At 70.8% G+C, this 12,317-nt stretch carries 15 protein-coding genes; 9 read left to right on the top strand and 6 right to left on the bottom strand.

Features of this window, described 5'->3' with window-relative positions:
• The first annotated feature begins 6 nt into the window (after positions 1-6).
• The gene (locus LT972_RS01730; RefSeq protein ID WP_232571472.1) at positions 7-459 is read left to right on the top strand and encodes a hypothetical protein; all 453 of its coding nucleotides are present in this window, start codon (positions 7-9) and stop codon (positions 457-459) included.
• Positions 456-1,550: a 7,8-didemethyl-8-hydroxy-5-deazariboflavin synthase subunit CofG gene (gene cofG, locus LT972_RS01725; RefSeq protein ID WP_232571471.1), complete on the top strand. Its 1,095-nt coding sequence runs from the start codon at positions 456-458 to the stop codon at positions 1,548-1,550. Before LT972_RS01730 ends, cofG begins: the two co-directional genes overlap by 4 nt.
• Before the next feature lie 4 nt (positions 1,551-1,554).
• Here the strand turns inward: cofG and LT972_RS01720 are convergent, their stop codons facing one another.
• Positions 1,555-2,112, bottom strand: coding sequence for a metal-dependent hydrolase (locus LT972_RS01720; protein WP_232571470.1), 558 nt, complete (start codon positions 2,110-2,112; stop codon positions 1,555-1,557).
• Positions 2,113-2,116: 4 nt separating this feature from the next.
• The gene (gene cofH, locus LT972_RS01715; RefSeq protein WP_232571469.1) at positions 2,117-3,487 is read right to left on the bottom strand and encodes a 7,8-didemethyl-8-hydroxy-5-deazariboflavin synthase subunit CofH; all 1,371 of its coding nucleotides are present in this window, start codon (positions 3,485-3,487) and stop codon (positions 2,117-2,119) included.
• 150 nt (positions 3,488-3,637) lie between these two features.
• On the opposite strand from cofH, the gene LT972_RS01710 reads away from it, so the two are divergent.
• Positions 3,638-4,705, top strand: a complete 1,068-nt coding sequence (locus tag LT972_RS01710; RefSeq protein ID WP_232571468.1) for a phosphoribosylaminoimidazolesuccinocarboxamide synthase — start codon at positions 3,638-3,640, stop codon at positions 4,703-4,705.
• Here the strand turns inward: LT972_RS01710 and LT972_RS01705 are convergent, their stop codons facing one another.
• Positions 4,706-5,452, bottom strand: coding sequence for a mechanosensitive ion channel family protein (locus LT972_RS01705; protein WP_232571467.1), 747 nt, complete (start codon positions 5,450-5,452; stop codon positions 4,706-4,708).
• Between the two features lie 134 nt (positions 5,453-5,586).
• Between LT972_RS01705 and LT972_RS01700 the strand changes: the two genes are divergently transcribed.
• From LT972_RS01700 to LT972_RS01685, 4 genes are all read left to right on the top strand, one after another.
• Complete coding sequence (locus tag LT972_RS01700) at positions 5,587-5,955, top strand: VanZ family protein (protein ID WP_232571466.1); 369 nt, start codon at positions 5,587-5,589, stop codon at positions 5,953-5,955.
• Between the two features lie 212 nt (positions 5,956-6,167).
• A complete protein-coding gene (locus LT972_RS01695; protein WP_232571465.1) occupies positions 6,168-7,247 on the top strand; it encodes an archaeosine biosynthesis radical SAM protein RaSEA in 1,080 nt (359 codons plus the stop codon).
• Between the two features lie 210 nt (positions 7,248-7,457).
• A complete protein-coding gene (locus LT972_RS01690; RefSeq protein WP_232571464.1) occupies positions 7,458-8,753 on the top strand; it encodes an acyl-CoA thioesterase/bile acid-CoA:amino acid N-acyltransferase family protein in 1,296 nt (431 codons plus the stop codon).
• Positions 8,750-9,442 (top strand): class I SAM-dependent methyltransferase, encoded by a 693-nt coding sequence (locus LT972_RS01685; protein WP_232571463.1) that lies wholly within the window; start codon positions 8,750-8,752, stop codon positions 9,440-9,442. The genes LT972_RS01690 and LT972_RS01685 overlap by 4 nt, the downstream gene beginning before the upstream one ends.
• A gap of 3 nt (positions 9,443-9,445) precedes the next feature.
• Here the strand turns inward: LT972_RS01685 and LT972_RS01680 are convergent, their stop codons facing one another.
• Positions 9,446-9,772 (bottom strand): hypothetical protein, encoded by a 327-nt coding sequence (locus tag LT972_RS01680; protein ID WP_232571462.1) that lies wholly within the window; start codon positions 9,770-9,772, stop codon positions 9,446-9,448.
• Between the two features lie 96 nt (positions 9,773-9,868).
• On the opposite strand from LT972_RS01680, the gene LT972_RS01675 reads away from it, so the two are divergent.
• Entirely contained in the window at positions 9,869-10,189 is a 321-nt protein-coding gene (locus LT972_RS01675) for a 2Fe-2S iron-sulfur cluster-binding protein (RefSeq protein WP_232571461.1), read from the top strand.
• On the opposite strand, the gene purQ is transcribed toward LT972_RS01675, so the two are convergent.
• The gene (purQ, locus tag LT972_RS01670; protein ID WP_232571460.1) at positions 10,190-10,864 is read right to left on the bottom strand and encodes a phosphoribosylformylglycinamidine synthase I; all 675 of its coding nucleotides are present in this window, start codon (positions 10,862-10,864) and stop codon (positions 10,190-10,192) included.
• 79 nt (positions 10,865-10,943) lie between these two features.
• The gene (gene purS, locus LT972_RS01665; protein ID WP_232571459.1) at positions 10,944-11,198 is read right to left on the bottom strand and encodes a phosphoribosylformylglycinamidine synthase subunit PurS; all 255 of its coding nucleotides are present in this window, start codon (positions 11,196-11,198) and stop codon (positions 10,944-10,946) included.
• A gap of 123 nt (positions 11,199-11,321) precedes the next feature.
• Between purS and LT972_RS01660 the strand changes: the two genes are divergently transcribed.
• Positions 11,322-12,239, top strand: a complete 918-nt coding sequence (locus tag LT972_RS01660; RefSeq protein WP_232571458.1) for a formyltetrahydrofolate deformylase — start codon at positions 11,322-11,324, stop codon at positions 12,237-12,239.
• The last annotated feature ends 78 nt before the right edge of the window (positions 12,240-12,317 follow it).

Genomic DNA, 12,317 nt, shown 5'->3' with positions numbered 1-12,317 from the left:
CACGGTATGGACTTGAAGCCACTCGCCCGAGCGGCGGGCGCGCTCGCGGCGCTCGCGGTCGTCGCCGCGGTGTCGTTCGTGGTGCTCGCGACGGTGTTGGCGCGCGCCGGCGTGCCGCGGTGGACGGCCGCACCGACGGCAGTGGGTGCGGTGGTGTCGGCGGTGCTGGCGGCGGCGGACGCGTACACACCCCTGGGGAACACCCAACGGACGGAACTGCTCCGAGCGAAGCCGCTGGGGTCGCTCGCCGTCGACTTCGGTGTGGCGGCGGCAGTCGGAGCGGTCGCGGGGTACGCCGGGTCGCTCCTCTTGCTGTCGGGACAGACGGCGGGGCTGGCGCGCACGGCGGTCGTCGCCGTGGCGGTCGTGCTGGGGTACGGGACGTTCGTGGCGCGGAACTTCGAAGTGTACCGGCCGGGCGGCGCGGCGGCCGCCGGGGAGTTCGACCCGAACGCATGAGTTCGATTCCGGGCGCCGACGAGTACGGCGTGGACGTGGCCATCGAGGACGCGGACCGGGAGCGCGCGCTCTCGGTGCGGCCCGAAGACGTGGAACCGGCCGACGAACTGACGTTCGCTCGCAACGTCTTCTTGCCGTTGACGACGGCGTGCCGGTATACGTGTACGTACTGCACGTACTACGACGTGCCGGGCGAGGCGTCGCTGATGAGTCCCGAGGCGATTCGGGAGACGTGCCGGACGGGCGCCGACGCCGGCTGTACGGAGGCGCTGTTCACGTTCGGCGACGACCCCGACGACCGCTACACCGAGGTTCACGACCAACTCCGCGAGTGGGGTCACGACTCGATTCACGAGTACCTCCGGGAGGCCTGCGAGATAGCCTTGGAGGAGGGACTGCTCCCGCACGCGAACCCGGGCGACCAGACCCGCGAGCAGATGGCGCACGTGGCGGACGTGAACGCGTCGATGGGCGTAATGTTGGAGACGACGGCGGACGTGCGGGCGCACTCCGGGTCGCGGGCGAAGAGTCCGGGCCAGCGTCTCAACACCATCGCGACGGCGGGCGAGCTCGGCGTGCCGTTCACGACCGGCATCCTCGTCGGCGTCGGCGAGGACTGGTCGGACCGCGCGGACAGCCTGCTCGCGATTCGCGAGTTACACGAGCGCTACGGGCACGTCCAGGAGGTCATCGTCCAGCCGGTGAGTCCGAACGAGCGCTGGGACGGCGACCCGCCGAGCGAAGCGACGATGCGGCGCACGGTCGCGATGGCGCACGCCGTGCTCCCCGAGGCGGTGGCGGTGCAGGTGCCGCCGAACCTCGCCGACGCGCGCGCCCTGCTGGACTGCGGCGTCGAGGACTTGGGCGGCGTCTCTCCGGTGACCGAGGACTACATCAACCCGGACTACGCGTGGCCGGCGGTCCGCGAACTCGAAGACGTCGCCGAGCACGGCGGCGTCCCGCTCCGGGAGCGCCTGCCGGTCTACGAGCGGTTCCTCCCCGAGGACGGCGTCGAAAACGAGTGGGTCAGCGAGCGCGTCGGGCGCGAAATCGCGGACGGGGAGCGCTACCGGACGGTGCTCGCCGACTAGCCGACTACAGGTCGTAGCGGTGGGTGAGCTCGCCGAGCGGTTTTCTGAGGACGGTGTAGACGACGGAGACGGCGAGCATCGCGAGCGTGAGGTCTCGGACGAGACCGTCGAACAGTAGGAGGCCCGGAAGCGAGAGGACGGCGGCGGCGAGCAAGTCCTCGGGCGCGCCGTCGTAGCGAATCCAGCGCCGGGGCGGAATCCACTCGCCGCGGCGGTGGGAGTAGACGCCGCGCTGGTCGTCGTTGCGCCACGGGCGGGCGCCGAGACCGCCGCCGAACGCGTCGCTGACGGAGTGGACGGCCGCCGACAGCGCGAAGAACGCGGCGCCGACGGTGACGGCCGACGGCGCGACCGCGGCGACGGGGGCGGCGAGCGCGACCGGGAGCCAGTAGTGTTCGGGGAAGTGGAGGGTGCGGCGGTGCGCGACGACGGCGACGTCGAGGTCGGGGAAGATGCCGCCGGCCATCGCGCCGAGCGCCGCCGGGACCGCGAGTTCGGGTGCGATCCAGACGGTGACGGCGGCGATGGAGACGCCCATGGCCGCGTGGGTGGTGCTCATCATGGCGTCAGTCGTCCGCGCTCGCGGCGTCCCGGGGACGGTCGCCGGCGCGCTCGGGGACGAGGGGCGTGCCGTCCGCCTGCGGGCCGAGTTCGGGGCCGTGGGTGTCGGCGTCCGGGTCGACGACGCGGCGCGTCTCGTAGTCCGTGGAGCGCTCGACGGGCGTGCGACCGATGGCCGAAACCATCTCGGCGTAGTCGGCGACCGACCGGAACTCGCCGTGCTGGCCGCCCGCGCGCTTCGTGATTTCCTCCGAGAGGATGGTGCCCATGAAGTCGTCGGCGCCGCAGTTCAGGAGTTTCAGGCCCTTCGCGTTCCCGAATTTCACCCACGACGACTGGACGTGGTCGACGTTGTCGAGGAAGAGTCGGGAGACGGCGACCATCAGTTCGTCCTCGGCGTCGCTGGCGCCGCCGGTGACGACGCCGCGGTCGTACAGCGGCGTCTGCTGGTGGATGAAGGACAGCGGGACGAACTCCGTGATGTTGTCCGTGCGGTCCTGTAGGTCCCGAATCACGTCGAGGTGGTGGACGCGGTGGGCGGCGTTCTCGACGTGGCCGTACATGATGGTCGCGGTCATCGGGAGGCCGACGTCGGCGGCGGCCTCCATCGCGGTCACCCACTCGCCGGTGTCGATTTTGCCGGGGCAGATGACCTCGCGCACCTCGTCGACGAGAATCTCGGCAGCGGTGCCGGGGACGGTGTCGAGGCCGGCGTCCTTCAGTTCGCGGTAGACGTCGCGGTAGCCCCACTCGACGCCGCGCTGGGCGTGTTCGGCTTCCTCCGGGGTCATCGAGTGGACGTGCGCGCCCGCCTCGCTCATGGCGCGAATCTGTTCGACGTACGTGTGAGGGTCGGTGGTGTAGCGCTCGGGCGGCTTGTAGTTGTGTTCGGGGTCGTCGGCGTCCAATGCCTCGCGGTGTTCGGGGTTCAGCCCGAACGCGGGGTGGAGGCCGGACACCGACGTGACCTCGTAGACGCCCCGCTCGACGGCGTCCTCGACGACCGCCTTCGACTCCTCGGGGGTCTTGGTGAACCCAGCGTGGTCGTCGTGGTGGTCGACCTCGAACTGGTGGGCGGTGTCCTTGAAGTTGCAGAACAGACACCCCGTGTTGCAGGCCGTGGTCACGTTGTTGTTTACGTTGGCGACGAACGTCACTTCGTCGCCCACCACGTCGGCGCGCCGGCGGTCGGCGGCTTCGAGGACGAGTTCCTTCCGCCGGGGGTCGATTCCGTCGGTGTCGGTGCCGGTGGTGATGAGTTCGATGCCGTCCGCGACAGTGAGCCGGTGGCCGTCGCGGGCCTTCGCCAGCGCGTTCTCGAAGGACTGGTCGGTGTCGGGGACCACGTCGAAGTCCACGTCGCTGGCGTCCGTCATTGTCGGTGAGACTGCTCGCACGGACAAAAACCCTGCCACAGCGGAGAAACCCCGGATACACACCACGAATTTGTACATCTCCAGTCGAAGCGGTGGGGTTGTGGGCACGGGAGTGAAAGATTCATGGTGGTCGGTCCCGCCGGTACCCACATGCAGAGCGTCAAGGACCTGCGGGTGGAGTCGGGCGCCACGCGCGCCGACCTCGGTCGCGGCGTCTTCGAGTTCAGCGACCGGTACTCCGTCTTCGACTGGGGCGAGATGCCCGACCTGATTCCGCGGAAGGGCGCGAGCCTCTGTACGATGGGCGCGTACAACTTCGAACTCCTCGAAGCCGAGGGCGTGCCCACGCATTATCTCGGGGTCCGGGCGGAGCCACGCTCCGCCAGACGCGCGAGCGGGGAGGAAACCGACCCGCGAGCGGAGAACGGAGAGACGGTCTCGCTCGCGGACGCCCAGGAGGCGCCGACCGAGATGGTCGTCGCGCTCACGCAGGTTCCCGACCTCCCGTTCGCGGACGGCTCGTACGACTACGACGCGTTCCACGAGGCGGGCGGCGAGAACTACCTCGTCCCCCTCGAAGTCGTGTTCCGGAACAGCGTCCCCGTCGGGTCGAGTCTGCGCTCCCGCCGCGACCCCGCGGAGTTCGGCCTCGACTTCGACTCGTGGCCCGACGAACCAATCGACCTCCCGGAGCCGGTCGTCGAGTTCTCCACGAAGTACGAGGAACAGGACCGCTATCTCACCCGCGAGGAGGCCGACCGCATCGCCGGGACGGCGAGCATCGACGCCCTCGAAACGCTCGCCCGGGACGTGAACCGCGTCGTCACCGAGCGCGCCGAGCGCGCCGGGTTCGTCCACGAGGACGGCAAAATCGAGTGCCTCTACGCCGACGGCGACCTGCGCGTCGCGGACGTGCTCGGAACGTTCGACGAGAACCGCTTCGCGTTCGAGGGCCGCGAGGTCTCCAAGGAGGTCGTCCGGCAGTACTACAAGCGCACCGACCCCGAGTGGGTCGAGGCCGTGAGCGCGGCGAAGCGCGAGGCCGACGAGCGCGGCGTCGCGGACTGGCGCGCGCTCTGCGAGGCGTCACCGGACCCGCTCTCCGACGAACTCGTGCAGGCCGCGTCCGACGTGTACGCCGCGGGCGCGAACCGGTACACCGACCACGAGTGGTTCGACGCGCCCGCGCTCGACGAGGCACTCGACGCGTTCGAGTAGTCAGTCGTCGTCGGCGTCGTCGGCCTGCGCGCCGGCCGCGCCCCCGGACGGCCCGGTGACGCTCCCGGTCCAGTCGGCGATGTTGTTCTGGACGTAGTCCTTCCCGCCCCAGCCGAACGCGATGCCGGCGGCGAGCGCGATGGCAGCGGCGACGCCCCACGCCGCGGCCTGCGCGAACACGTAGAGGATGGCGACGTCGACGCCCATCGTGTCGAGGCCGATGACGAGCGCGACGAAGTAGAGGAACACCCGCAGGCCGTCCGCGAACACGTCGGTGTAGCCGGTGCCGGTGACGGTCTCGGTGCGCGCGACGACGTCCGCGACGAAGTCCGCGAGCACGAACCCGACGACGATGAGCACGATGCCGGCGAGGAACGCGGGCAGGTAGGACACCGCCGTCGACAGCCACTCGGAGAGCGTGTCGATGGCGAGGACGTTCGCCGCGGCGAGCACGGTGACGAGGTAGACGTACCACGCCGCGAGTCTGCCCAGCGTCTTCGCGCCGGCGCGCTCCTCGCGCCCGAGGAAGCGGTCGACGCTGCTGCCCTCGATGCGTTCGTCGAGGCCCGCTGCGTTCGCGACGCGACGCACCGCCCGCCCGACGACGCGGCCGACCAGCCACCCGACGACGAGCACGACGACGGCGCCGAGGAGGTTCGGGAGGAACGCGATGGCCTCGTTGACCGCCTCCCGGAGCGCGCTCTGGACGCTCTGTTGTGCCACGACGAACTGTTGTACGGACGACATAGTGTGACGGACGGCGACGCGACGGTTTGTTATGCCGAGATTAGGTAACGTCCACCACGGAACCGCCGAAACACGGGCTGACTAACCCGAGCGCGACCGCAGCGCGTTTCACGCCGGCGCGCGCAGACGGCGACGTGAAGGCCCATCGCGTCGCCGCGGCCGTCGCGCTCGCCGCAGTCGTCGGTGCCTCGCTCCTCCCGGCGTCGGGGGCGGGCGGCGCGGCGAGCAGTCTGCCAGCGGGCGCGGACAAACTCCTGCACGCCGCCGGCTACGCCGTCGTCGCGTATGCCGCCGCGAGCAGCGTGGACGGCAGCGCACCGCGGACGCTCGTCCTCGTCGCGCTCGGCGTCGCCGCCGTCGGTGCGGGCGTCGAACTCGTCCAGCCAGCCGTGGGCCGCCACGCCAGCGCGCTGGACGCGCTCGCCAATCTCGCAGGAGCGGTGGCAGGTGTCGCTTTGAACGCGCTCGTCGCCGACTGGACGAACGGCGGCCTGGCGGATTGAAAGGGCGAGGCGCGCGTGGCGGCGAAGCCGCCCACTCGGCGAACCCCCGGGAAGCTAGCACCGCAGGAGTGAGGAAGCGAACGACGAGGAGCGCAGCGACCGGCGGGAGCCGAGCGCGCCGAGGGCTTTCAGGAGGCAGAAGCGGCGGCGCCGACAGGAGCACGACGCCCTAGACGAAGCGGCTTTACGCGCACGACGGTTTCACTCGGGCAATGAGCGAGCCGAGCGCGGAGGTCTACGAGCGGGGGCGCGGGATGGACGCCCACAATCAGGTGATGCGGGAACTGCGGGCGGAGAAGGGGTCGAAGGATTACGACCCGCGGGAGCCGACGCGGGTGTGGATAGACGAGGACAACACGCCGGACGGCGTCTACCAGAGCCTCACTATCATTCTGAACACGGGCGGGTGTCGGTGGGCGCGGGCGGGCGGCTGTACGATGTGCGGGTACGTCGCGGAGTCCGTCGAGGGCGGGTCCGTGGCCCACGAGGACCTGATGGCGCAAGTCGACGAGTGCCTGGAACACGAACGCGAGGAGGCCGACGAGCAGTCCGGCCTCGTGAAGATTTACACGAGCGGGTCGTTCCTCGACGAGCGCGAGGTGCCGGCGGAGACGCGACAGGCCATCGCGGAGGCGTTCGCGGACCGCGAGCGCATCGTCGTGGAGAGCCTGCCGGACTTCGTGGACCGCGAGAAACTCGGGGACTTCACGGGCGTGGGACTGGAGACGGACGTGGCCGTCGGCCTCGAAACGGCGACCGACCGCGTGCGCCACGACTGCGTGAACAAGTACTTCGACTTCAGCGACTTCGAGGCCGCGTGCGCGGAGGCACGCGAAGCGGACGCGGGCGTGAAGGCGTACCTGCTGATGAAGCCGCCGTTCCTCTCGGAGTCCGAGGCCATCTCGGACATGGAGTCCTCGATTCGCCGGTGTGCCGACGTCGAGGGCTGTCACACGGTGTCGATGAATCCGACGAACGTCCAGCGGTACACGATGGTCGACCAACTCCACTTCCGGGGCGGCTACCGGCCGCCGTGGCTCTGGTCGGTCGCCGAGGTGCTTGAGTCGACGGCGGACGTGGACTGCATCGTCGTCTCGGACCCCGTCGGGCACGGGAGCGACCGCGGCCCGCACAACTGCGGGGACTGTGACGACCTCGTGCAGGAGGCCATCAAGGACTTCGACCTGCGGCAGGACCCGTCGGTGTTCGGCGAAGTGACCTGCGAGTGCGAGGCGACCCACGAGGCGGTCGTCGAACGGGAGACCGGCTACAATCTGCCGCTCGCCGAGTGACCTGTCAGTTCGCTCGGGAAAACGCCTAAGTCCCCAGAGCGAGAATAATTAAGCAAGGAGTTAGACGAAATTAAATCGTCGTTCTTTTCTATCAGTTCCCCGTAGACACTTCTCCGCGCCCGAACCCCCAGAATTCGGTCGCGGGCCGCAATCCACCCAGACGCCGGGCGCACCGCCATCGACCGCACCGCGAGCAGTCACGACGCCATCATGACAGACACGCCTCCAGCCGACGGCACCGCCAGCGAACCCACCCTGAACGTCACCCCCACCGACCCCCGCATCGACGACCGGCTCTCCATCACCGCGTCGGGGTTCGCGCCCGACCAGCGCATCACAATCAACGCGCGCTTCGCCGACCTCGGCACCCAGTGGGCGAGCGACGCTACCTTCGAAGCCGACACCGACGGCCGAATCGACCTCACCTCGGATGCCCCCGTCGCCGGCGCCTACGACGACGTGCGCCCGATGGGCCTCGTGCAGTTCGCCGAGCGCGTCGGCGACGCGCCCGTCGACACGCGCACCGGCACCGACACCACCCAACTCGAACTGACCGCGCGCGTCGACGGCGAAGCCGTCGCGGAAATCGCGGTCGCGCGCCGCGTCGCCCCCGGCGTCGAGCGCGTCCCTCTCGACCCCGAGACCGAGGGCCTCGCGGGCGACTGCTACGTCCCCGCGGGCGACGGCCCGCACCCGGGCGTCCTCGCGCTCCACGGCTCCGGCGGCGAACCCGCCGGTCGGAAAGCCCGCGCACTCGCCGCCCGCGGCTTCGTCGTGCTCGCGCTCCGGTACTTCGGCGGCCCCGACCCCGTCCCAGAGCCGTTCGCCGAAGTGCCGGTCTCGTACGTCGGCGGCGCCATCGACTTCCTCCACGCCCGCGACGACGTGGCGGCGGGCGACGTGGGCGTGATTGGCGCGTCGCGTGGCACCGAACTCGCGTTTCTGACGGCCGCCGAGCGCGACGGCGTGGGCGTCGTCGTGGCGTACGCCCCGAGCGCGTACGCGTGGTTCGGCGAGCAGGACGGCGAGGGCCCGCCGCCGTCGGCGTGGCGCGTGGACGGCGACGCGCTCCCGGTGCTCCCGCATCCGGGTCCGGACGGCCGACCCGAGGAGACAGACCGCGGCCTCCGTCACCGACCGCTGTTCGAGGCGTTCGTCGAACACGCGCCCGACGGCGCGCTCGAAAGCGTCCGTCTCCCGGTCGAGGAAATCGCGGCCGACGTAGTGCTCGTCTCGGGCGGCGACGACGGCGTCTGGCACGCCGGCGAGATGGCGGAAGAAGTCGCGAACGCGATGACCGACGCTCCCGGGAACGCGACCCACCACCACTTCCCCGACGCCGGGCACTCGTTTTTCGTCCCGTACCACCCGACAACCGAGCGCGCCGTCGCAGAGACCGAAGACGGCCCGGACGTCGTCCACGGCGGCACGCCCGCCGGCACCGCCGACGCCGACCGCGACTCGTGGACCGCCGCGCTGGACGCCCTCGACGCCCTTCGAGCATGACTGACGCCACCCACCCCGACACCATCGACTGGAACGCATTCTGGCGAGACGCCGACGCGGACGAACGCGACGGCGCGACGCCCGCGACGGCACACGTCGTCGACCTGCTGCCCGCGTTCTTGAGCGAGCGCGGCGCCCCCGACTCCGTCGCCGACGTGGGCTGTGGCCCCGGCCCGGTCGCGTTCGCGCTCGCCGAGCGCCACCCCGAGACCGAGGTGTTCGGATACGACGCCGCCGGCTCCGTCGTCGCAGAGAACCGCGAGCGCGCCGCCAGCGAGGGCGTCGCGAACGCCGCGTTCGAGCGCGGCGTCCTCCCGGAGTTCGACCCGGGCAGGCAGTTCGACCTCGTCGTCTGCTGTCACACGCTCTGTTACGTCGCCGACTCCGAGCGCGCGCTCCGGTCGCTGTACGACGCCGTCGCGCCCGGCGGCACGCTCGTGCTCGCGTACACGAACGACCTCGCGCGCTCGCACTACCGCGCCGCCATCCAGAACCCGCCAGACGACGACTTCGACCCGGAGCGCCACGAAGAGCGCTTCAGCCTCCTCTTGGACGGCGAGAGCACGCTGTCCTACGACGCCATCCACGACGCGCTCGGGACGTGGCCGCGGAGCTTCTGGTCGGTCGTCGACGAGCCGGAGGAGCCGTGGATGTGGCGGAACCACCCGCTCGTCTGGGTGCCGAAGTAGGACTCAGAAGCCCGCCGACTCGCCGGCGAGCACGCGATAGGATTCGAGGGTGCCCGCCATCGACGGTGCGTCCTCGTCGTCTCGCCGCTGGGTTCCGTAGTTCATCCACCGGCCGCCCGTGTAGCTGTACATCTCGAAGGCGTCCTCGGTCTCGAGCACGACGTCGACGACCGCGTCGTCCGGTGCGTCGTCGGGGAGGACCGCCGACCGGACGCTCTCCTCGTGGTCCATCACCCAGACCGCGCGCACGTCGCCCTCGCGGAGGTCGCGTGCCTCGGCCTCGGAGAGCGGGCGGTCGGGCCACTCCTCGGCTGGCTGTGGTTCGTCCACGTGGCCGAGTAGGAGCGCCGGCCGTATCGTGGTTTCCCCGGCGGCGAGTCGTCGCGCGGGGAAATCGGTAGGGCACTGGCGCCCCTACCGTGCGGTATGCCGACGATACACTACGAGGGCCGCGACATCGAGTGCGAGACGGGTGCGACGCTGCGGGACGCCCTGAAGGAGGCGGGCGAGACGCCCCACAACGGGCTCTCGGACACCCTGAACTGCCACGGGATGGCGACCTGCGGGACGTGTGCCGTCGAAGTCGAGGGCGACGTGAGCGAACCGACGAGCGGAGAGCGGCGGCGACTCTCCTTCCCGCCCCACGACGCCGACAGCGGCCTGCGACTGGCGTGTCAGGTTCGCGTGCGGGGGGACGTGACCGTCACCAAGCACGGCGGCTTCTGGGGGCAGAGAATCGAGGAGTAGCTACGCGAACGCGCCGAGGACGCCGCGGCCGTCGGTCAGGCCGAGTTCCGGGAGCGTCGCGCGCTCGGGGTGGGGCATCATCACGGCGACCGTCTCGCGCTCGCCGAGGACGCCCGCGACCGCGCCACGGGAGCCGTTCGGGTTCGCGTCGTCGGTGACGTCGCCGTCGGCGTCGCAGTACCGGAACAGGACGCGGTCGGACTCGACGAGGTCGTCGTAGGCGGGCTCGGCGACCTCGAAGCGCCCCTCGCCGTGCGCGATTGGGAGTTCGATGACGTCGCCCTCGTCGTAGGCCGCGGTCCACGGCGTGTCGGCGTTCTCGACGCGCAGGTGGACGCGCTCGCACTGGAAGCGAGCGCTCGCGTTCGTCGTGAACGCGCCCGGCGTCAGGCCGGCCTCGCAGCCGATTTGCGCGCCGTTGCAGACGCCGAGCACGGGCACGCCGTCGCCGGCGGCCTCGCGCACGTCGTCGAGAATCGGGGACTGGGCGGCCATCGCGCCGGCGCGCAGGTAGTCGCCGTACGAGAAGCCCCCGGGCAGGACGACGCCCGTGGTGTCCTCGGGGAGGCCGTCCTCGTGCCAGACGAGTTGGGCGTCCGCGCCGACGGATTCGAGCGCGCGGACGGCGTCCCGGTCGCAGTTCGACCCGCCGAAGCGGACGACCGATACCGTCACGCGAGCCACCCCCGGTGGCGAGTGTGACGTCGAAAGTCACAGCCCGCGGAGCGCAGCGAGCAGGACTGTCTTTCGGAAGTCATTCTCGCTGTTCGACCGCGACGTCGTAGTCGTGGACGGTCGGGTTCGCGAGCAGTCGGTCGGCCATCTCGCCGGCGCGGTCGGCGGCGGCGTCGGCGTCGTCGGCGTCGAGGTCTATCTCGAAGCGGTCCGCGGAGCGGAGGTCCGCGAGTTCGAACCCGAGGCGTTCGAGCGCGCGCTGGGTGGTCTCGGCTTCGGGGTCGAGGACGCCCCGCTTGAGTCGGACCGTCACCGTCGCGGTGTACGCGGTCATCGCGTAGTTGTGGGCGACCGTGGTCAAAGACTCTTTTGGAAACGTGCGAAGATACACGAACGTGCATCGGCAGACGTTGCGCGAGGGGCGCGGCTTATCCGCGCTCGCGCCGTCTCCGGTGGTATGCCCAGCGAACGGCAGCCCACGGGCGCAGCGACGCGCGACGACCACACCGAAATCACGGTGGTCGGAGCCGACCGCACCGGCATCGTCGCGGGCGTCACGGGACTGCTGTTCGAGCGCGACGCGAACGTCGAGGACATCGAGCAGACCGTCCGCGACGGCGTCTTCCGGATGACCCTTCATGCTGACGTCGCTCCTGACAGCGACGGCCCGGCCACGGACGCGGAGCGCGAGGAACTGCGCGCCGCGCTCGCCGTCCTCGGCGACGACCTCGGCGTGGACGTGCGCGTGCGCTTCCCCGACGAGCGCGACGAGGGCGTCGCCGTCCTCGTGACGAAAGAGGACCACTGCCTGCGCGCGCTCCTCGACGCGGACCTCTCGGCGGAGATTCGCGTCGTCGTCGGGAACCACGACGACCTCGAAGCCATCGCCGACGAGCACGGCGTCCCGTTCTACGACGTGGGCGACGACTCCGGCAAGCCCGACGAGGACCGCCTGCTCGACCTCCTAGACGAGTACGACGTGGACCTCGTGTTGCTCGCGCGCTACATGCGCATCCTCAGCCCGGACGTGGTGTTCCGGTACGCGGGCCGCATCGTCAACGTCCACCCGAGCCTGCTGCCGGCGTTCCCCGGCGCCCAGGCCTACCGGCAGGCCGTCGAGGCGGGCGTCCGGGTCGCCGGCGTCACCGCCCACTACGTCACCACCGACCTCGACCAGGGCCCGATTCTCACCCAGCGCGCCTTCGAGGTGCCGCCGGAGGCCACCGTCGAGGACGTGCGAGCGCGCGGCCAGCCACTCGAAGCCGACGCGCTCGTCGCGGCGGCGCGAGCCCACCTCGCCGGCGACACCGCCGTCCGTCGGGGGAACGTCGCCGTCTCGGGCGACCACGAGTTCGGCGCGCTCGCCGGCGACTGACGCGGCGGTTCCGTAGCAGTCTTGTAGCCGCCGACCGATTCCGGTGGCGTGAACGACCGCTACGCGCCGCGCCGGGGG

This window comes from Halobacterium litoreum (genome assembly GCF_021233415.1).
GTDB classification, from domain to species: domain Archaea; phylum Halobacteriota; class Halobacteria; order Halobacteriales; family Halobacteriaceae; genus Halobacterium; species Halobacterium litoreum.
Note: the sequence above shows the minus strand (reverse complement) of the source record. Positions and strands in the feature narration are given on the sequence as shown.